The sequence below is a fragment of the Paenarthrobacter sp. YJN-5 genome (assembly GCF_015040095.1).
Classification (GTDB): Bacteria; Actinomycetota; Actinomycetes; order Actinomycetales; family Micrococcaceae; genus Arthrobacter; species Arthrobacter ureafaciens.
Window position 1 is genome coordinate 1732597 of sequence record NZ_CP053544.1, and the last position, 18984, is coordinate 1751580.

Annotated in this window: 19 protein-coding genes; 16 read left to right on the forward strand and 3 right to left on the reverse strand. The window is 64.5% G+C overall.

What is annotated here, in order from left to right; translation table 11 throughout:
* Window positions 1–88 precede the first annotated feature (88 nt).
* From murI to rdgB, 4 genes are read left to right on the forward strand one after another with little or no spacing between them, the layout of a single operon-like run.
* Window positions 89–1084: a glutamate racemase gene (murI, locus tag HMI59_RS08240; RefSeq protein ID WP_227471575.1), complete on the forward strand. Its 996-nt coding sequence runs from the start codon at window positions 89–91 to the stop codon at window positions 1082–1084.
* Window positions 1081–1878: an MBL fold metallo-hydrolase gene (locus HMI59_RS08245; RefSeq protein WP_021470970.1), complete on the forward strand. Its 798-nt coding sequence runs from the start codon at window positions 1081–1083 to the stop codon at window positions 1876–1878. The genes murI and HMI59_RS08245 overlap by 4 nt, the downstream gene beginning before the upstream one ends.
* A gap of 42 nt (window positions 1879–1920) precedes the next feature.
* Window positions 1921–2679 (forward strand): ribonuclease PH, encoded by a 759-nt coding sequence (gene rph, locus HMI59_RS08250; RefSeq protein WP_021470969.1) that lies wholly within the window; start codon window positions 1921–1923, stop codon window positions 2677–2679.
* On the forward strand, window positions 2676–3338 hold the full coding sequence (gene rdgB, locus HMI59_RS08255) for an RdgB/HAM1 family non-canonical purine NTP pyrophosphatase (protein ID WP_021470968.1): 663 nt from the start codon (window positions 2676–2678) through the stop codon (window positions 3336–3338). Before rph ends, rdgB begins: the two co-directional genes overlap by 4 nt.
* Window positions 3339–3456: 118 nt before the next feature.
* On the opposite strand, the gene HMI59_RS08260 is transcribed toward rdgB, so the two are convergent.
* Window positions 3457–4221 carry a DedA family protein gene (locus tag HMI59_RS08260; RefSeq protein WP_031216061.1) on the reverse strand — a complete coding sequence of 255 codons (765 nt, stop codon included), beginning with the start codon at window positions 4219–4221 and terminating at the stop codon, window positions 3457–3459.
* A gap of 128 nt (window positions 4222–4349) precedes the next feature.
* On the opposite strand from HMI59_RS08260, the gene HMI59_RS08265 reads away from it, so the two are divergent.
* From HMI59_RS08265 to HMI59_RS08285, 5 genes are all read left to right on the forward strand, one after another.
* The gene (locus tag HMI59_RS08265) at window positions 4350–4751 is read left to right on the forward strand and encodes a GntR family transcriptional regulator (protein ID WP_031216060.1); all 402 of its coding nucleotides are present in this window, start codon (window positions 4350–4352) and stop codon (window positions 4749–4751) included.
* A 5-nt stretch (window positions 4752–4756) separates the two neighbouring features.
* Window positions 4757–5683 (forward strand): ABC transporter ATP-binding protein, encoded by a 927-nt coding sequence (locus HMI59_RS08270; protein WP_043427314.1) that lies wholly within the window; start codon window positions 4757–4759, stop codon window positions 5681–5683.
* Window positions 5680–6366, forward strand: a complete 687-nt coding sequence (locus HMI59_RS08275; RefSeq protein WP_071416317.1) for a hypothetical protein — start codon at window positions 5680–5682, stop codon at window positions 6364–6366. The genes HMI59_RS08270 and HMI59_RS08275 overlap by 4 nt, the downstream gene beginning before the upstream one ends.
* Before the next feature lie 108 nt (window positions 6367–6474).
* Window positions 6475–7488 carry an exonuclease domain-containing protein gene (locus tag HMI59_RS08280; RefSeq protein ID WP_193593328.1) on the forward strand — a complete coding sequence of 338 codons (1014 nt, stop codon included), beginning with the start codon at window positions 6475–6477 and terminating at the stop codon, window positions 7486–7488.
* Between the two features lie 77 nt (window positions 7489–7565).
* On the forward strand, window positions 7566–8135 hold the full coding sequence (locus tag HMI59_RS08285) for a DUF4395 domain-containing protein (RefSeq protein WP_193593329.1): 570 nt from the start codon (window positions 7566–7568) through the stop codon (window positions 8133–8135).
* Here HMI59_RS08285 and HMI59_RS08290 read toward each other — a convergent pair.
* Window positions 8125–9183 carry an ADP-ribosylglycohydrolase family protein gene (locus HMI59_RS08290; protein ID WP_021470961.1) on the reverse strand — a complete coding sequence of 353 codons (1059 nt, stop codon included), beginning with the start codon at window positions 9181–9183 and terminating at the stop codon, window positions 8125–8127. The two genes, HMI59_RS08285 and HMI59_RS08290, sit on opposite strands and share 11 nt — an antisense overlap.
* A gap of 80 nt (window positions 9184–9263) precedes the next feature.
* Between HMI59_RS08290 and HMI59_RS08295 the strand changes: the two genes are divergently transcribed.
* From HMI59_RS08295 to HMI59_RS08320, 6 genes are all read left to right on the forward strand, one after another.
* Window positions 9264–9620: a YidH family protein gene (locus HMI59_RS08295; protein ID WP_021470960.1), complete on the forward strand. Its 357-nt coding sequence runs from the start codon at window positions 9264–9266 to the stop codon at window positions 9618–9620.
* Between the two features lie 2 nt (window positions 9621–9622).
* Window positions 9623–9982: a DUF202 domain-containing protein gene (locus HMI59_RS08300; RefSeq protein WP_166183245.1), complete on the forward strand. Its 360-nt coding sequence runs from the start codon at window positions 9623–9625 to the stop codon at window positions 9980–9982.
* Window positions 9983–10087: 105 nt separating this feature from the next.
* Window positions 10088–10987, forward strand: coding sequence for an MIP/aquaporin family protein (locus HMI59_RS08305; RefSeq protein ID WP_193593330.1), 900 nt, complete (start codon window positions 10088–10090; stop codon window positions 10985–10987).
* 68 nt (window positions 10988–11055) lie between these two features.
* Window positions 11056–12228, forward strand: coding sequence for an exonuclease SbcCD subunit D (locus HMI59_RS08310; RefSeq protein WP_193593331.1), 1173 nt, complete (start codon window positions 11056–11058; stop codon window positions 12226–12228).
* The gene (locus tag HMI59_RS08315; protein ID WP_193593332.1) at window positions 12225–15278 is read left to right on the forward strand and encodes an AAA family ATPase; all 3054 of its coding nucleotides are present in this window, start codon (window positions 12225–12227) and stop codon (window positions 15276–15278) included. The genes HMI59_RS08310 and HMI59_RS08315 overlap by 4 nt, the downstream gene beginning before the upstream one ends.
* 86 nt (window positions 15279–15364) lie before the next feature.
* Window positions 15365–16741 carry an MFS transporter gene (locus HMI59_RS08320; RefSeq protein ID WP_071416319.1) on the forward strand — a complete coding sequence of 459 codons (1377 nt, stop codon included), beginning with the start codon at window positions 15365–15367 and terminating at the stop codon, window positions 16739–16741.
* 21 nt (window positions 16742–16762) lie between these two features.
* Here HMI59_RS08320 and HMI59_RS08325 read toward each other — a convergent pair whose 3' ends face one another.
* Window positions 16763–17500 carry an IclR family transcriptional regulator gene (locus HMI59_RS08325; protein WP_193593333.1) on the reverse strand — a complete coding sequence of 246 codons (738 nt, stop codon included), beginning with the start codon at window positions 17498–17500 and terminating at the stop codon, window positions 16763–16765.
* Window positions 17501–17625: 125 nt separating this feature from the next.
* Here HMI59_RS08325 and HMI59_RS08330 point away from each other — a divergent pair, with 125 nt between their 5' ends.
* The gene (locus HMI59_RS08330) at window positions 17626–18960 is read left to right on the forward strand and encodes an MFS transporter (protein WP_021470953.1); all 1335 of its coding nucleotides are present in this window, start codon (window positions 17626–17628) and stop codon (window positions 18958–18960) included.
* The last annotated feature ends 24 nt before the right edge of the window (window positions 18961–18984 follow it).

Here is an 18984-nt window from a genome sequence, read left to right on the forward strand (position 1 = left end):
GCCGCCGCTCCCGTGTGACAAATCAGACACGGGCGGGGAGACGCAGCTAATGGCCGCGCACCAAGGGAAGCCTTATTCTCGAATAATCATGACTTCAGCATCGGGCAACTCAACAGGCGTTTCCACTGAGCTTATGGGCGCGCGTCCGATCGGTGTTTTCGATTCCGGTGTTGGTGGCCTGACGGTGGCCCGCTCCATCATTGACCAGCTCCCCAACGAGTCAATCCTGTACGTGGGGGACACCGCCCATGGACCTTATGGGCCGTTGCCTATTGCCGAGGTCCGGGCCAATGCCCTCGGCGTCATGGACGAACTGGTGGATTCGGGCGTCAAGCTGCTCACCATCGCCTGCAATTCCGCCTCGGCCGCCGTGCTTCGGGATGCCCGGGAGCGCTATACGGCCCGTTACGGAATTCCGGTCATCGAGGTGATCCAACCGGCGGTCCGGCGCGCAGTGTCCGCCACCCGGACCGGGCGCATCGGAGTCATCGGGACATCTGCCACCGTGGGTTCCAGGGCCTACGAGGACACCTTTGCCGCGGCTCCGGACCTTTCGATAACGTCCGTGGCCTGCCCCTCGTTCGTAAACTTCGTCGAGGCGGGAATCACCACGGGCCCGGAGCTCCTGGAGGCAGCAAACGAATATCTGGAACCGCTCAAGCAGTCCAACGTGGACACCGTAGTCCTGGGCTGCACGCACTATCCCTTGCTCACCGGGGTGATCTCGTTCGTGATGGGTGAGGACGTCACCCTCGTCTCCAGCGCGGAGGAGACCGCCAAGGACGTCTACCGGGCCCTGGCGAACGGCGGCATCCAGCGGACTGAGGCAAGTGCGCCCAGCCATGAGTTCATTGCCACCGGTGACGCAGCCCAATTCGAGACCCTTGCCCGCAGGTTCCTTGGGCCGGAAGTTCTCTCGGTCAAGCATGTCGACCATGTCTCCGCCCAATATCCGACAGGTAGCCTTGCCCGTATTACGCCGGAGATGCTTGCAGCGGCCAGGGCCGGGGCGGGCTTGGCCCGCCGGTCCTATTTCGTCCAGCCGGACAACGGTACGCGGGCTGCGACGGAGAGTGGACTATGAAGCTGACGATCGTGGGCTGCACGGGCTCATTCCCGGGACCCGGTTCGCCGGCGTCGTGCTATTTGGTGACCGCCCACGACGGTGAGCGCGAGTGGAAAATTGTCATGGACCTCGGCAGTGGCGCGTTGGGGGCCATCCAGCGGTACACCGACCTGGAGGACATCGACGCCATTTTCCTGACCCACCTGCACCCGGACCACTGCATGGACCTCTGTGGCCTGCATGTTGCTGTCCGATGGAAGCCGGGCGGTTGGGGCCGTGACCGTCTTCCTGTGTGGGGTCCCGCTGCGACGGCGGACCGGATGGCAACCGCGTACGGGCTCGACCTTGATCCCGGTATGCACGAGGAATTCGACTTCACCAACTGGGCGGAGCAAAAGCCCGTGACGGTCGGACCCTTCACCGTGACCCCGTACGGCGTCAACCATCCCGTGGAAGAGTGCTACGCATTGCGTGTCACCGCAACAGAGCCGGGCAAGGACGGTACGCCGGTGACCCGGGTGTTGACGTATTCCGGAGACACCGATTCCTGCCAAGGCCTGGAAGACGCGGCGCAGGGGGCGGACCTTTTCCTGTGCGAAGCGGCCTTCGAGGAAGGCCGCGATGACGCCATCAAGGACGTCCACCTCACCGGGAAGCGTGCCGCGGAGGCCGCGGTGAACGCTGGAGCCAAACGGCTGCTGCTGACCCACATCCCCGTCTGGACGTCCCAGACGAAAGTGATGGCGGAGGCCAAGCCGGTGTTCAGCGGTGACGTCGCTGTGGCTGTTGCAGGCGTCCACTACACGGTCTAGCCCAACTGGGCCGCAGCCCTGCATCCTCGATAGGCTGGGGGCATGACTTCAGAAGCAACAGCCGCCCCCGTTATCCGTGCCGATGGCAGGACCCCCGATCAACTCCGCCCCATCAGCATCACCAGGGGATGGTCCAAGCAGGCCGAAGGGTCCGCGCTTATCGAGTTCGGCAACACGCGTGTGCTGTGCACTGCTTCCCTCACGGAAGGCGTCCCGCGGTGGCTCAAAGGCGAAGGCCGCGGATGGGTCACCGCCGAGTACGCGATGCTGCCCCGGGCTACGAATACCCGGTCCGACCGTGAATCCGTCAAGGGCAAGATCGGCGGCCGCACCCATGAGATCTCCCGCCTGATCGGGCGGTCGTTGCGCTCCATCATCGACACCAAGGCCTTGGGCGAGAACACCATTGTCCTTGACTGCGATGTCCTCCAAGCCGACGGCGGAACCCGCACCGCGGCGATCACCGGTGCCTACGTTGCGCTTGCCGAAGCCATCCGCTTCGCCCGGGAGAACAAGCTCATCTCCCGGCACGCAGAACCCCTGGTGGACACCATTGCAGCTGTTTCCGTGGGGATCATCGACGGCGTCCCAATGTTGGATCTTCCCTACGTGGAGGATGTCCGCGCGGAGACGGACATGAACGTGGTGGTCACCGGTTCCGGTAAGTTCGTGGAAGTCCAGGGCACTGCCGAAGGCGCTCCTTTTGACCGTGATGAACTCAACGCCCTTCTGGACCTTGCCTTGATCGGGACTGGCCAGCTGGCAGCCATTCAGCGCGAAACCCTGGCGGAGGCGCCGTGAGCGGCACCAACCCGCAGGACGGTGGCCCGGTACTGGTGCTGGCCACGCACAACAAGGGCAAACTGAGGGAGCTCAGGGAGCTGCTCCGCGGGCAGGTCCCCGGCGTGGACGTGGACACCCAAGTGGTGGATGCAGCCGCCGTAGGTGCCCCTGACGTTGCCGAGACGGGCGTAACCTTCGCGGAGAACTCACTCCTGAAGGCCCGGGCGGTTGCCGAAGCCACCGGACTGGTTGCCATCGCCGACGATTCCGGCCTTGCCGTGGACGTCCTGGGCGGGGCGCCGGGGATCTTCTCTGCGCGCTGGTCGGGCAAGCACGGGGATGACGCTGCGAACCTGCAATTGCTGCTTGCCCAACTCTCCGACGTGCCCGATGCCTCCAGGGGCGCCGCGTTTGTCTGTGCGGCAGCGTTGGCAGTGCCCGGCCCGGCCGGGATCTCCCGTGAGACGGTTGAGTACGGCCAGCTTGAAGGTACCCTGCTTCGCGAACCCCGGGGCGACGGTGGTTTTGGTTACGATCCCATCCTGCAGCCCAAGGGCATGGACCGCAGTTGCGCAGAGCTGGGCTTCGAGGAGAAGAACGCGATCAGCCACAGGGGACAGGCGTTCCGCGCCCTTCTTCCTGCGATCGTCGAGGCCCTCTCCGAACCCCGCGGTTAGTTTCAGTGCATAGACAAGAAAGGCGCCCCTCGGGGCGCCTTTCTTGTGTGTACTGCTCTTGTCTGTACTGCTCTTGTCTGTGCTGCTCGCTTCTGTGCCGGCGAGGCCTGGCTGCCGCTTAGTGCTCGCCGTGCTTTTCGGGTTCGTGTTCTTCGATGAATTCTTCTACCGGGTCCGTGCCCTCGGCTTCGGCCTTGCGCTTTGCGATAAAGCCACGGCCTACTTCGATGAAGACCGGAATCACCGAGATCAGGACGATGACGATGAAGATGATGTCCAGGTTGTCACTGACCCACGGCACGCGGTCGCCGAGGAGGTAGCCCAGGAGCGTCACGCCGCCGCCCCAGAGGACGGCGCCAATGACGTTGAAAAGGAAGAACTTCCGCTTGTCCATCTGGGCCACGCCGACGATCACGGGGACGAAGGTCCGGATGATGGGGACGAAACGGGCCAGGATCAGCGCTTTGCCGCCATGCTTTTCGAAGAAGGCATGGGCGCTTTCGACGTTCTCCTTCTTGAAGAGGCGGGAGTCCGGCCGGTTGAAGATTGCCGGGCCCGCTTTGGAGCCTATGAGGTAACCGGTCTGGTTGCCGACGATTGCGGCCACGATGATCAGACCGGCCAGTGCCCAGATATTGAACTTGATGGTGTCCGTTGCCACGAGGAGACCCGCCGTGAAGAGCATGGAGTCTCCGGGCAGGAAAAACCCGACCAGCAACCCGGTCTCGGCAAAGACAATGCCGCACACCAGCAGTACAACCCACGGGGCAAGTGCGGGGTCGGCAAGGAAGATCTGGGGGTTCAGCCAGTCCGGCAGGAATGACGCCATGGGTGGCCGTACCGGTCCCGCGCCTCCAAAAGTGGATACGGCAAAGTCGCTCATCGCAGTAAAGATCACCCATTAAGCCTACTGGAACCGCGGTGGGCTGTTTTTCAGGAAGCCCTTGACGTGTGGTCTCCCGGTTGTATGGTTAGTTACATGAGTAATGAACCAATGATGGTGGGCCGCCGGTGATCGACGACAGCAAGCCGATTTTCCTGCAGATCGCGGAACTCATTGAGAACGGGATCGTGGACGGAACCATGCCGGAGGAGTCGCAAGTGCCCTCCACCAACGAGTTCGCGGCCTTCCACCGCATCAACCCGGCCACAGCCGCCAAAGGAGTGAACGTGCTGGTGGACTCCGGGATTCTTTACAAACGCAGGGGGATCGGGATGTTTGTTGCCACAGGGGCCCGCGCGCAACTCATAGCGCGGCGGACCGAAGAGTTCTTTGAGCAGTACGTCAGGCCGCTGACCGTTGAGGCCCGCAAGTTGGGCATTTCGGCCGAGCAGCTGAACCACATGATTGAACGCGGCGCCAGGCTGGCTCCTGATGCCGGAAACGACAAGGAAAGGAGCGCGGCCCTGTGAACGAGATGATCGTCGAGGCCCGTAACCTGAGCAAGCGCTATAAAGACGTCAACGCGTTGGAGGACGTCAACCTAAGCCTGGCCGCCAACCGGATCTACGGTCTCCTGGGCCGCAACGGCGCTGGGAAGACCACGCTGATGTCCATCCTGACGGCCCAGGCCTTCGCCACTTCCGGGGATGCGCTGGTTTTTGGAAAAGCGGCTTATGAGAACGACGCCGTACTTTCCCGGATCTGCTTCATCCGCGAGTCGCAGAAGTACCCTGATGATTTCCAACCCCGCCATGCGTTCCGGTCCGCTGCGCTGTTCTACAAGAACTGGGACCAAGGCTTTGCGGAGCTGCTGGCCGAAGAGTTCCAGCTCCCGATGAAGCGCCGGATCAAGAAGCTGTCCCGCGGCCAGCTCTCTGCGGTGGGGGTCATCATCGGCCTGGCATCACGGGCGGAGCTCACGTTCTTCGATGAGCCCTACCTCGGCCTCGATGCTGTTGCGCGCCAGCTGTTCTACGACCGGCTGGTACAGGATTACGCGGAATTTCCCCGCACGATCATCCTCTCCTCGCATCTTATTGACGAGGTGGCAAACCTCTTGGAGCACGTGGTGGTCATTGACCGCGGACGGATCATCATGGACGCCGACGCCGATGACATCCGTGGTTCGGCCGTCACTGTGTCCGGATCCGCGGATAAAGTGGACGCTTTCCTCGCCGGCCGCCCCGTCCTCCACAGGGAAACCTTGGGATCCCTCGCCTCGGTCACCGTGGACCAGGCGCTGGACAGGCAGGCAAGGGCAGAAGCGGAGGAATTGGGGCTCGAATTGTCCCCGGTTTCGCTGCAGCAACTGGTGGTACGCAAGACCATGGCCCGCACGGGATCAACGGCTTCACAGCCCCAATCCGAATTCTCAGATGGCACGATGGAGGCAACCCGATGAGCCGGACAATGGCCGTTGCACGAATGCAGCTGATCAACAGATGGACGTTTATCGGCTGGCCCCTGGTGATCCTCGCCTCCTCGTTCCTGATGTCATTGGCCATCTTTGCCCTGATTCCCGTCAACGAGGCAAAGTATGGCGGCGGGAGCCAGGCGCCACTGTGGTACTTCATGGTCCTTGGAATCCAGAGCATGACGCTGGTGTTCCCCTTCTCCCAGGGCCTCAGCATCAGCCGCAAGGCCTTCTATGCCGGTTCCTTGGGCCTGTTTGCAGTGATCGCCCTGGGCATGTCGGTGCTGTACCTCCTTGGCGGGGCTATCGAGAAGGCAACCAATGGATGGGGTGTCTCCGGATACTTCTTCAACATCCCGTGGATCACTGACGGGCCTTGGTACTCCACCGCCGCGTTCTTCTTCGTCGTGATGATGCTGATGTTCATCGTCGGTTTCTGGTTCGCCACGATCTTCAAGCGCTGGGGGACCGCCGGAGTGCTGATCTCCACCTTGGGGACGGCCATGGTGCTCGTGGGCTTCGTGGCACTGGCTACCGTCCAACAATGGTGGGGCTCGGTTGGTGCGTGGTTCGCCCAGCAAAGTCCGTTGAGCATCAGCGGGTGGACGGCCCTGCTGTGTGTAGTCCTGGCAGCCGGTTCCTACTCCACGCTTCGGCGTGCGACGCCCTAAGCCTCCATCGCGCGCTTGATGTAGCGTTCGCCACACTTGCAGGCTGGAAGGGCCGCCCCGCCGGGAAATCGGCGAAAGGGCGGCCCTTCCCGCCTGTACCCTTGTCCAGTGGCATTGGACTTTACGGCGATCGACTTTGAAACGGCCAACGGCTTCAGGGGCTCTCCCTGTTCGGTCGGGCTCAGCAAAGTCCGCAACGGAGTGGTGGTGGAAGAAGCCTCCTGGTTGATGCGGCCGCCGGAGAACCATGACCACTTCGAGTACCACAACACGCGGATCCACGGCATCCGCGCCGAAGACGTAGCCGGCATGCCCAGGTTCGGTGAGTTGTTCCCGGAGATCGGCGCCTTCATCGGCGATGACATCCTCGCAGCGCATAACGCAGCATTTGATCTGGGTGTCATCCGCTCCGGCCTGGAAGTCTCCGGGTTGCCCGGACCAGCGTACGAGTACGTCTGCACGGTGATGTTGTCCCGCCGGTGCTACTCGCTGGTTTCCAACTCCCTGCCCTACGCTGCCGAAGAGGCCGGGGTTCCATTGGTCAACCACCACGACGCCACTGAGGATGCCCGCGCGTGCGCTGGAATCCTCATCGACATTGCCCGGCGCAACAGTGCCAACAGCATCGCCGAACTCTACCTTTCGTTGGGCCTGGCACTGCCGCGGCAACCGGCCTTCGACCCGGCCTTCGGACTGTCCAAAGCCACTGCGTCCGCGCTCGCGGCACGTTTGGTGGGAACCGCGGTGTCAGGGCCGGGTTCGCCAAACCCGCCGGCCAAGCGTGCGTGGTCGCCCTGGCCCGAGGAAGGTTCCAACCCGCTGCCCAACCCCGGCGCTGAACCAGGCCACCCGTTGTTCGGCCAGACAGTGGTCTTCACCGGCGATTTGGCAATGCCCCGCCCCGAGGCGAAGGCACGTGCCGCGGACCTGGGTGCCAGTCCCGAGAGCAGGGTGACTGCGCGCACTACGGTGTTGGTGGTGGGGGACGGTTTCGTCGCCGGGGACCTTCGTGCCGGCAGGCTCACGGGCAAGGCAAAGCGCGTCCTGGAACTCCACGCAAAAGGGCAGCAGATCGAAGTGGTGTCCGAGGGAGAATTCCTTCAAATGGTGGGCGGCAACTAGGCGGCAGGCCCGGGGCGGGCATTCATACTGCGCAACATTGCTTCCGGCCCGGCAACCGGCGCTCGTAGCCTTGGGGCATGACCTCCAAGCTACCCGTTGCCGCACCCGATGCGCGCCGTGCTTCCACGCAGTCCGGGCAGGGCACTGTTCAAAGGCGGCTCTTCGACTTTCCGAATCCGGTGAACGAATACGCGGCCCGTATCACTGCCGGGCTGGTGGTGGTGCTGGCCGTCGTGACCCTGGTGACCGGATGGGGGTGGGGCCTGGTTGCGTTGGCTGTCGGTTTCTGGCTCCGGGTCCTCTTTGGTCCCCGTGTCTCTCCGCTGGCACTGCTCTCCGTGAAGGTCCTCGCGCCGCGCCTGGGCCGCACCAAGCTGGTGCCCGGTCCGCCCAAGCGCTTCGCCCAAGGCATCGGAGCGGCGTTGACGACTGCCGCCGTCGTGCTTTTCTTCCTCGGCGCGCAAGCGGCTGCCTGGGTCCTGCTGGCGTTGCTGATTGTTGCGGCATCGCTGGAAGCCTTTGCGGGATTCTGCCTCGGGTGCGCCATATTCGGCTTCCTCCAGCGCCGGGGCCTCATCCCCGAGGACGTGTGCGAGGCGTGCAATAACATCGCCCTTCGGCCCGCGGCGGACGCAGTCAGCCGGTAGTAACCGCCAACAGGCGCTCCGCCATGCCCCGGATAACGTCGGGGGCTTCGAGGGCGTGCATCCAATCGGCCGGCAGGCAGCGTTCGCCGTAGAAGGCACCCAGGAGGTTGCCGGCAATGGAGCCGGTGGAGTCGCTGTCGCCGCTGTGGTTGACGGCCACGGCAACTGCCTCGCGGAAGTGCTCTTCCGGATCGCCGCCCGCAGTGGACAGGACCGCATAGAGCCCGACGGCGAGGGCTTCTTCTGCGATCCAGCCCTCGCCAAGGGCGGTGGTCACTTCTTCCGGGCTGAGGCCGGGGGCTTCCGTGGAAAGACGGAGGGCGTCCTGGAGCCTGTCCAAGAGCTCGGGGGCCTTGAGCGGCAGGCCTTCCACATGATCCAGGGCGTTGGCGGCGGCGTCACGGAGTTCCTGTCCGGCCACGAGGTTGTGAATCATGAGGCTGAAGGCTGCGGCGCTCAAGCGGGCCGATGGATGGCCGTGGGTCAGGGATGCCGCGTCCATGCTGAGCTTGGCCACGGCTTCGGGAGCAATGTGGGGTACCAGGCCAAACGGTGCCGACCGCATGACTGTCCCGCACCCTTTCGAATCCGGGTTGACGGGTCGGGCCGCAGTTCCCATTTCACCGGTGGCAAGGCCGCTGAGGCAGGCATTGCCCGGAGCGCGGCGTTGGTGCAGGACGTCCTGCAGGTCGATCCAGCGCGGCTGGGGGACCGGCGCCGAAGGGGAGGCAGCAACCTCCTGGGTCGCCAGCCAGCGCAAATAGGCGAGCCACAAGCAGGCGACCTCATCGGCGGCGACTCCGTCATTGGCCCATTCCAAGGCTTCCACGAGGCCGTCGACCGTGTAGAGCGTCATTTGGGTGTCGTCCGAAAAGTGCGTGCCGCCGTCGAGCTGTCCGAAAGTCTTCAGGCCGCCCTCGCCAAAGCGCGCGCGGATTGCTCCTATGGAATCGAATTCCACTGCATAGCCAAGGGAATCGCCCAAGGCACCCCCCAGCAGGGTGGCGTGGACACGGGACTCGAACGAAGGGCCGGCTGCAACACTCATGCCAGTAACTTACCGTGCCCCGTGGCGGGGCGTTGGTATGGTGGGGAGGCTGCGCAGCCTGAGGAAACCTGGAGAACAACGTGCGTGAACCGGATTGGCGACGAACAGGCAAGACGCCTGACTACAGGTTTTCGCTCGCCAACGAGCGCACCTTCCTGGCATGGATCCGGACCTCCCTGGCGCTCTTGGCGGGTGCGGTGGCCATCGACCAACTGGCGCCAAACATCGCACCGCAACCCGTTCGCCTGGTCCTTTGCGTGTTGCTCGCGCTCATAGGAGCCGGCCTGGCGGTCCTGTCCTACCGCCGCTGGAGCCAGATGGAAGCTGCGATGCGCAACGACCAGGCACTCCCGTTCTCACGCGTCCTGTTGTTCATGACCATCGTGGTGGCTGTGGCAGCGTTCGGCTTCGCCGTCTTGATCCTGGTAGTGCGCTGAACATGGACGCGGAGGCCGCAGATGTTCGGGACCCCGGACTGCAGCCGGAACGCACGACCCTTGCCTGGCGGCGGACCTTGTTGTCGCTGGTGGTGGTGGATCTCTTCATCTGGCGGAGCTGGCTGACCAGCGAACCGACGTCCGCCCAGCTTGTGCCCGGCCTGCCCGGGCTCGACTACCAAGGTGTGTGCGCCTTGATGGCCGCCGCGGCCACGATCATCCTGGCGTGCGTCGTGTGGATCCGCTCACGCCAACTCCACACGGGAAAGGCCGCGGTGCCGGCGTCTTTGCTTGCGGTGTGCACGGTGGCGGTGGTGGGCCTCGGTGGTACTGCGATCGCGGCCATTGCCGTAGGCGGCTAAGCTCGGAGGTAGGCCCCGGGACGCCCGTCATGCCCAGCAACTCCCCAGACTACGTTGGCAAGATACTGAGCGTCTCCATCCCCACAGCGTAAGGACCCTTCAGCCATGACCTCTTCCGTGCAAGCTACCGCCGAGCACCCGCCGGGACTGATTGCGCGGCTCGGGGCCGAGGCATTGGGGACAATGTTCCTGGTCCTCGTGGCAGTGGGCGTCAAGATTTTCTCCACCCAGCAAGGCGGGCCGGCGACCGCGTTGGCCATCGGCCTGTCGGTGACCGCAGGCATGATCGCTTTCGGTTACGTCTCGGGCGGCCACTTCAATCCCGCGATTACGCTGGGCAACCTCATAGCCGGCCGTATCCGGGCGGTCGCCGCCCTGGCTTACGTTGTGGCCCAGGTTATCGGCGCCGTGGTTGGTGCAGCCCTGGTCTACTTCGTGGTCCTTGCCTCGCCGGTGCTGGCCGACGCCCGGGCTGCTCTGGGCACGGCCGCGGCCGGCTACGGGGAGCACTCCGCTGCCCAGACCCAGCTGGCCGGCGTGCTGCTGGCGGAAGTAATCGGCACTGCCATCCTGGTGGGCGTCTTCCTGGGTGCAACTGCGGGACGCCGCGCGATTGCAGCCCTCGCACCCATCGCTGTCGGGCTGGCCACCGCGGTGTTGCTGCAGTTCGGCGAGATCGTGGGCAATTTGCCGTTCAACCCGGCCCGTGCCACCGGCCAGGCCTTCTTCAGTCCGTCCTGGGCATTGGAGGGGCTGTGGTTGTTCTGGTTGGGGCCGTTGCTGGGCGCAGCCCTGGCCGGTTTTGTCTTCCGTGGTTTCAGTAACTTTCCGGCGGCCGCTCCGGTAGCCGGTGATGTGCCGGAGGCCGGCAACGACGGCGGAGCTGCCGATGCCGTTCAGGCCCCCGCTGTCCCGGCTACTGCCGAGGCGCCCGTTGACAGGAGCCGCACGGCAGGGACTGAAGACGAAGCCCGCGACTTTTTTGATGGGAAGAAGGGCCAGTAACGCAACGGGAACGACGACGGGCGGCCCACCTGCCCTTTTTTGTCGGTGCCCGCCGTTAGCTTGAAGATATGCGGTTACTCCATACCTCGGATTGGCATCTCGGCCGGTCCTTCCACGGCGTTGGGATGCTCGATGCCCAGCGCAGCTTCATTGACCAGCTCGTCTCCTGCGTTGGCTCGGAGGCCGTGGATGTCGTCCTGATCGCAGGCGACGTCTATGACCGCGCCTTACCCGGACTGGACGTCGTGAAGTTGCTTGACGAGGCTCTGGTCCGCATCACGCAGGCCGGTGCGTCGGTGGTCCTCACCAGCGGCAACCATGACTCCGCCATCCGCTTGGGATTTGCCTCGCGGCTCATGGAACAAGGCGGCGTCCACCTCCGGACGCGCATCGAAGACCTCGATGTTCCCGTGCTGCTTCCCGCCGGGACCAGCGAGGGGAGCGGGCACGTCGCCATCTATGGCATTCCCTTTCTGGAGCCGCGGCTGGTGGCCGAACGGTTGGGCGTTGAAACGGCAAGCCATTTTGCCGTGACCAAGGAAGCCACGGACCGGATCCGGCGGGACGTCGAACGTCGCCGAGAATCCGGACCCGTCCACCCGGTGGTCCTCGCCCACACCTTTGCCAGCGGCGGCATCACCTCGGACAGCGAACGGGACCTGAGCATCGGTGGATTGGGCGCCGTTCCGCTGGACCTCTTCGAGGACTTCACCTACACGGCTTTGGGCCACCTGCATGGCCGCCAGGAACTTGCCCCGAACGTCCGGTACTCGGGTTCCCCTCTGGCATATTCCTTCTCTGAAGCCAAGCACCGCAAGGGAGCCTGGCTGGTTGAGCTGGACGACGCCGGCATCTGTGAGGTTCGCGAGGTGCTGTGGGAAGCGCCGAGGTCCTTGGCGGTCCTGCGGGGCACCCTGAGCGAGCTCCTGGAGTCCCGGGATCATGCCTGGGCTGAATCGTCGTTCTGCCAGATCACACTGACCGATGCCCAGCGGCCGGCCCAGGCCATGGAGCAACTACGTACCCGGTTCCCGGACACCCTGGTACTGACCTTTGACCCGCAGGGCGCGGCTGCACAGGAGAAATCCACCTACAGCAGCCGTCTTGCCGCAGCCGCGGATGATCTTGACGTGTGCTGCGGGTTCCTCGAACACGTCCGCGGACGTGGACCGGAAGGCACCGAGGAAGCTGCCCTCCGGGAGGCCCTCGAAGCTGTCCGGTTGGAGGAGGCGGAACTGTGAGAATCCACCGCTTGGAAATCGAGGCCTTCGGTCCGTTCGCCCAGCCGCAGCACATTGATTTCGACCAACTCGGCGCCCAAGGGCTTTTCCTGCTCAACGGTGCCACGGGGGCAGGCAAAACCAGCGTGTTGGACGCCATCTGTTTTGCCCTCTACGGGTCTGTTCCCGGAGCCCGGCAGGACGGCAAACGGCTGCGCAGCGACCACGCAGCGCCCACAGCCGAGCCCCGGGTGGTCTGTGAGTTCTCCGCCCGCGGCCGCAGGTTCGAAGTCACCCGGTCTCCCGCGTGGGACCGGCCGAGCGCGCGTGGACGCAAGGGCTTCACCACCCAGCAGGCCAAGACGCTCCTCCGGGAACGGGTGGCCGGTGAGTGGGTGGAGAAGTCGTCGCGGAACGACGAAGCCGGCGCCGAGCTTTCGGAGGTCCTGGGAATGGACCGCGAGCAGTTCACCCGGGTTGTCATGCTGCCGCAGGGCGACTTTGCCGCCTTCCTGCGTTCCAAAGCGTCAGACCGCTTGGACCTCCTTCAGAAGCTCTTTGGTACCCACCGCTTTGAGTCCGTCGAGCGGCAGATCCAGCTTCAAGCGGCGGAAGCTGCCCGGGCAGTCGAGGACAATGCCGCTGAGCTGAAGATGTTGCTGGACCGTGTGTCCGCCGAGGCCGCGCACCTCGGGCTGGAAAGCACCGGGCCTGCAGCCACGGGATCCACCGGAACCCCGGGATCAAGCGTTGCGGTGCCTTCGGAAGAGACCGGACTGGCGCCCGAGGACTGGCTCGAGGCAATAGGTGATGCTATCGCTACGGAGTGTCGTCGACGCAGGGAACAAGCTGACGCAGCCGAGGCCCGCTCGGCCAGGCTGGCAGCCGCGTTGCAGGAAGACCAGGACAAAGCGCAGCGGCACGCGCGGTTGGCTGCTGCCACGCAGCGCAGGGTGCTCCTCGAACTGGCAGCCCCGCGCGCACTGGAGGACCGGGACAGGCTCAGCCGGCATCGTCGCGCATCAGTCCTTGGCGGACACCTCGACGCCGTTGAAAATACCGCGCGGAAACACCGGGCCGCCGTCGCGGCCATGGAGTCCCTCCGCGAAAAACTCGCCTCTGCAGGATTTTCCGAAGCCACGCTTGCCGAGGACCTGGAAAAGGTGAAGAAGAACGTGGCCGTGCTGGAAGCGCGGCTTCCGGACGAGCGACGCTTGGAAGATCTTGGAGTCCGGATTCAGGAGAAACTCCGGGAACAGGCTGCCGCAGGGCTGGCCGTGGATTCCTTGGCACGCTCCTTGGAAACCCTCCGCGCCGAAGATGCCGCCCTCCTGGCGGACATGGAGCCGTTGGAACCCCTCGCGGGCCGGAGGGAGGTTGCTGAGCGTGAAGCGGCAGCCGCGGCGGAGGTAGTGGACCTCGTCGCCCGGTACCAGGCCGCAGCCCGTGACCAGGACGGCTTGGAAGCACTTCACGCGGACGCGCGAACAAAGACCCAGGATCTCCGCCAGGCATGGCTGGACCTTCGGGAAGAACGGCTCGCCAATGCCGCGGGAGAACTCGCCGCAGCGCTGGCTGACGGTGACCCATGTCCTGTCTGCGGCAGCCAGGACCACCCGCATCCCGCTGAAGCCGCGCGGAGCGCACTCTCCCTTGCCCAGGATGAAGAGACTGCGGCCCTGCACTTTGAAACGAGCGAAAAAGAACTCACAGGCATTGCGGCGAAGCTGACATCTGCCGGGCAATTACTGGCCGGTTTGGCTGCCCAAGGCGGAGCGGTGGACCCTGCGCTCGCGGAGGAAGCAGCGGCGAACGCAGCGATGGAGCTTGCAAAAGCACGGGATGCGGCCGCCCGCCTTGATTCCCTGCGCTCCCGGCACGCCGGGCTCACGGCGAGGATGGAGAAGCTGCAGGAAGAACACAGTGCCGCTGTGGCAACGGCCGGCGAGGCCGCCACGCTGTCGGGTGTTCTTGGGGAACAGCACGCCGAACTCGAAGCGGACTTGTCCGGTCTTCGGGCCGGTTTCACTAGCCTGAAAGCACGCCTCGAAGAGTTGACCGGACAGCATGGGCTGTTGCAGACGGCAGCAGCCGCCGCACGTGAGGTGGACGGGACAGAGCGGGCCGCGAAGGAGGCCGTGGCTGCCTTGGAGAGGGCCTTACCGGAAGCAGGGTTCAGCACCGCGGATGAAGCCCGCCGGGACGTGCTGTCAGCGTCGGATGTGGTGGGACTGGAGAAGAGTCTTTCGGATTACGACACCGAGGCTGCCCGGCTGGATGAGTTGTTTGCCGCCGAAGACCTTGTCCTCGCTGCCAAGGAAGCCACTATCGGAGAACTGCCGAAGGACCAGGACCAACTCAAGGACTCGACGACTGAAGCGCTGGCCGCCGCCAAGTCCGCCAAGGATCTTGCCCTTGCGGTCGGCCTGGCGGATAAAGCTGCGCAAACGGTGACCAGTCTGCGCGGACGTTACCTCAATCTCGCCGCGGACGGCAGGGAACCGCGGGAGCGTGCCAGGTTACTCAGTGGATTGGCCGATACCCTCCGCGGCGCCGGTGACAATACCTACCGGATGAGCCTCAACAGTTATGTCCTGGCCGCACGCCTGGAGCAGGTTGCCGCTGCAGCTTCGGAACGGCTCGTTGCCATGAGCGATGGCCGCTACACCCTCCGGCACACTGACGCGAAAGCCGCCCGCGGGGCCAAGTCCGGCCTGGGGCTTGAAGTCGTTGATCAGTGGACGGGCCAGCGACGCGACACCTCCACGTTGTCTGGTGGCGAATCGTTCATGGCCTCGTTGTCATTGGCTCTCGGTCTGGCAGATGTGGTCCAACACGAGGCCGGCGGCGTGGACATCGAAACGTTGTTCGTGGACGAAGGCTTTGGAAGCCTGGACGAGCAGGCCCTGGAACAAGTGATGGATGCTCTGGAGGGCCTGCGTGACGGCGGCAGGGTAGTGGGGTTGGTCAGTCACGTTGCCGAGATGAAGCAGCGCATCAGCAGCCAATTGCAGGTGGTGAAGGGCCGAAGTGGCTCCACCGTGCGGGTGGTCGAAGCGATGCCTGTCTGAGGTCCCATCCTATAGAATTGAAAAGTTATACCGGGTCGCGCGCATCGGGAGGAGGGACGATGCGCACACTTAGCGAACCCGGAATAATGAAAGAAACTTCTTTGGCCTCCCAGCCCACGCCTGTAGCGTCGCCCCAAGCCAGCCCACGGCCCAACCCACAGCCCAACCCACGGCGGTCCCGGCTCCCCGGGCGTTTCGCCCGTTTGCCCGAACTGGCAGGCGCCGGATTCCTGCCGATCGGCCTCTTTGCCCGCCTCCCGTTGGCAATGCTCACGGTAGGCACCCTGACCCTGGTCACAGCTGTCAGCCACTCCTACGCCATCGGCGGCATGGCAGCCGGGGCGGTCGGCATCGGATCGGCCCTCGGCGCTCCCGTAGTGGGGTCCCTCGCGGACCGCGCAGGCCAGCGCATCGTCCTGCTGACGGCTGCCGTGGTGAATGCACTCGCGGTGGCAGCGGTGATCGCAGCTGCGTATTGGACCCCCTCCTACACTTCGGGCCTTGACGCCCTGGGCGTGCTGGTTGCCGCCTTCATCGCAGGAGCCAGCTCACCGCAAGTGGGGCCCATGGCCCGCGTTCGGTGGATGGCCCTCACCACGCACAACCTGCGGGCGGGGCAGGGCGGCAGCCGGAGCGTAGCGGCCAACCGGGCCGATCTGGATACGGCATTGTCCTACGAAGGGACCGCGGACGAGATCACGTTCGTGCTGGGCCCGGCCCTGGTGGGTCTGTTGGCCAGCCTCATCACTCCCTGGCTTCCGCTGGCGCTGGCGGCGCTGTTGACGTGCATCCTGGTCCCTGCGTTCGCTGTCCATCCCAGCCACCTTGCCGTGGTTCCTGCGCCGCGGAAGCCTGCAACCGGCGTCGTACGTCCCGAAGACTCCGGAGACCGGAATCGCTGGGCCGCGGCCGTGGTGGCCGTCCCGGTGGTGGCCATGGTTTGCATGGGGACCTTCTTCGGCGCCACCCAAAATGCCCTCAGTGCCTTCTCAGCGGACTACGCCACCGCCGAGCTGGCCGGCCTGCTGTATGCGGTGATGGGCCTCAGTTCCGCGGTGGCGGCGTTGTCCGTTGCTTTCTGGCCGCAGAGGTTTGGTCTGGCGGCCCGCTGGGTGGTGGCAGCCTTTGCCATGGCAGCGTTGTCGCTGCTGCTGGTGGTTCCGGCCGGCATTTGGCCCATGGTGGCTGTCCTTCTGATCCTGGGCATTCCGGTAGGACCGGTGATGGTGACAGTGTTCAGCATCGGCGGCGTGGTGGCTCCCGCCGGACGCATGGCTACTGTCATGACGGCTTTGGCCAGCGGGATCGTCGCCGGTACGGCCCTGGGCGCGTACCTCGCCGGCCAACTGGCTCAAACCCAAGGGGCGGCAGCAGCCTTCACCGTGGCGATGGGTGCAGCCGCCGGCTTGCTCGTCCTCGGACTGGTGACGTGGCTCGTCATGCGCGGACGGCAGCAGGGCTAGCAGGCCACATCAGGGAAGGTCTCAGGCCAGTTGGCTTTCGATCCGTGCGGCACTTGCTGCCAGCGCCTGGCCTACCTGGTCTGCGTCCTGGTCCATCCGGATGTAAACCACGGCGATGGCTGCGGGCCTGCCCCCGGGGATGTGGATGGGTGCAGCAAGGGACGACACTCCAGCGATGACTTCGTCATGGCTTGCGGCGTAACCCAGTCGCCTGGCTTCCAGCGCTTCAGGACGGTAGGGGACCCCCGGGCCCATTTGCTGCCAGCGTTCCTCCGTCATGGCGGACTGGATGGCTATCCCGGGTGCTCCCGAAGTGATGGGATGCCGGGTGCCGGGATGCTGGGCTACCGCGGGTCCTGAGTGCCGTGGTTCCACCGTCAGGAGGGTGACGCATTCCTGGTGGTCCCAGACGGCGATGAAGGCCGTCATATGCAGGGTGTTGGCCAATTGCGTGAGTTCAGGCAAGGCGGCACCCTGCAGGTTCCGGGAGACTCCCCGCGCCAGGACGGCCAGTCCCGTGCCCGGTTGGACCCTGCCGGATTCGTCACGGACCACCAGCGAGTGGTCTTCCAAGGTGCGCAGGATCCGGTAGGCGATGGAGCGGTGCACGCCCAGCGCCTCGGCCAGTTCGGCAATGCTCAGGGGGCGATCGGCAGCCGCCAGAATCTCCAGTGCGCGGATGCCCCGGGACAGAGTTTGCGACGGCGGGGCCTGGGTGGGTGCCTCCAAAGGGCCTTTGACACCGCTGCTGGAATTCATGGCTCCAATCCTATGTCCACGGGGGGCTGTGCTTTTGATCACAGCGTGTAGTACAGTTTCCTAACTGACCGTTCTGTCGGTAAAGAATGTCGCGCCGAACAGACACCCGCACCTTTGGAGTTTCAATGACCGCAACTTCCTCTGTCGATTCCCTGTCCGGGCCCAGCAGCAAGCGCGAAGAGCGCCGGGTACTGGCGGGAACCCTGGTGGGCACCACCATCGAGTGGTACGACTTCTTCATCTTCGCCCAGCTGACGGCGACGCTGTTGTCGCCGTTGTTCCTGACGCCGCTCGAACAGTCAAACCCCGGCGTGGCGCAGATCCTCTCCTTCGCCACCATTGGCATCAGCTTCCTGTTCCGCCCCTTGGGAGCCACCATTGCCGGCCACCTGGGCGACCGCGTTGGCCGCAAGGCAGTCCTGGTGATGACCTTGGTGATGATGGGAGCCGCTACGGCCCTCATCGGTCTACTGCCGACCTACGAAACCATCGGATTGTGGGCTCCGATCCTCCTAATCACCCTCCGCGTGGTGCAGGGCTTCTCGGCCGGTGGCGAATGGGGCGGTGCGGCCTTGATGGCTGTTGAGCACGCCCCCATCAACAAGCGCGGCCTCTTTGGCGCCTACCCGCAAATCGGTGTGCCGATCGGCATGATCCTGGCAACGGGCCTGCTGTTCTTCCTGCAGTCGGGAATGTCCAAGCAAGACTTCGCGGCGTGGGGCTGGCGTGTACCCTTCCTGCTCTCCGTCGTCCTGATCGTTGTGGGCTACCTGATCCGTCGGGCTGTCGGTGAAAGCCCCGTCTTCAAGGAAATCGCCCAGCGCAAGGCCGAAAGCAAGGCTCCCCTTGGTGAGCTGTTCCGCCACAACACCAAGGAAGTTGTCTTTGCCGCACTGATCTTCATTGCCAACAACGCCGCGGGCTACCTGCTGATCGCCTTCTTCATCTCTTACGCAACCAAGGCACTGAAGATGCCCGCGCCGCAGATCCTGCTCGCAACCACCGTCGCGTCCTTTGGCTGGCTGATTTTCACCATGGTCGGCGGATGGCTTTCGGACAAGATCGGCCGCGTGAAGACATTCCTGTTCGGCTATGCCCTGGTCTTCGTATGGATGATCCCGCTGTTCGCGCTCATCGATTCCAAGGACATCATTCTCTACGGCGTGGCCCTGTTCGTCCTGACCATCGGCCTTGGCCTGTCCTACGGTCCGATGTCGGCCATGTACGCCGAGATGTTCCCCCCGCAGGTGCGCTACTCCGGTATCTCCATCGGCTACGCACTGGGCGCCATCCTCGGTGGAGCTTTCGCTCCCACTATTGCGCAGGCCTTGCTGGACCAGACCAAGTGGTCCGGTTCGGTGGGCATCTACATCATGGTGCTGTGCGTCATCTCCGCAGTGGGCGTGATCCTCGCCAAGGAAACCAAGGGACGTCCTCTCGGTTTCAGCACTCACCACTAAAGAACTCACGCGCACGCCCAGCGG

Coding starts and splice junctions, on each gene's coding strand:
- murI (WP_227471575.1), top strand. CDS start 89: ATGACTTCAGCATCGGGCAACTCAACAGGCGTTTCCACTGAGCTTATG.
- HMI59_RS08245 (WP_021470970.1), top strand. CDS start 1,081: ATGAAGCTGACGATCGTGGGCTGCACGGGCTCATTCCCGGGACCCGGT.
- rph (WP_021470969.1), top strand. CDS start 1,921: ATGACTTCAGAAGCAACAGCCGCCCCCGTTATCCGTGCCGATGGCAGG.
- HMI59_RS08260 (WP_031216061.1), bottom strand. CDS start 4,221: ATGAGCGACTTTGCCGTATCCACTTTTGGAGGCGCGGGACCGGTACGG.
- HMI59_RS08270 (WP_043427314.1), top strand. CDS start 4,757: ATGATCGTCGAGGCCCGTAACCTGAGCAAGCGCTATAAAGACGTCAAC.
- HMI59_RS08275 (WP_071416317.1), top strand. CDS start 5,680: ATGAGCCGGACAATGGCCGTTGCACGAATGCAGCTGATCAACAGATGG.
- HMI59_RS08285 (WP_193593329.1), top strand. CDS start 7,566: ATGACCTCCAAGCTACCCGTTGCCGCACCCGATGCGCGCCGTGCTTCC.
- HMI59_RS08290 (WP_021470961.1), bottom strand. CDS start 9,183: ATGAGTGTTGCAGCCGGCCCTTCGTTCGAGTCCCGTGTCCACGCCACC.
- HMI59_RS08300 (WP_166183245.1), top strand. CDS start 9,623: ATGGACGCGGAGGCCGCAGATGTTCGGGACCCCGGACTGCAGCCGGAA.
- HMI59_RS08305 (WP_193593330.1), top strand. CDS start 10,088: ATGACCTCTTCCGTGCAAGCTACCGCCGAGCACCCGCCGGGACTGATT.
- HMI59_RS08310 (WP_193593331.1), top strand. CDS start 11,056: ATGCGGTTACTCCATACCTCGGATTGGCATCTCGGCCGGTCCTTCCAC.
- HMI59_RS08320 (WP_071416319.1), top strand. CDS start 15,365: ATGAAAGAAACTTCTTTGGCCTCCCAGCCCACGCCTGTAGCGTCGCCC.
- HMI59_RS08325 (WP_193593333.1), bottom strand. CDS start 17,500: ATGAATTCCAGCAGCGGTGTCAAAGGCCCTTTGGAGGCACCCACCCAG.
- HMI59_RS08330 (WP_021470953.1), top strand. CDS start 17,626: ATGACCGCAACTTCCTCTGTCGATTCCCTGTCCGGGCCCAGCAGCAAG.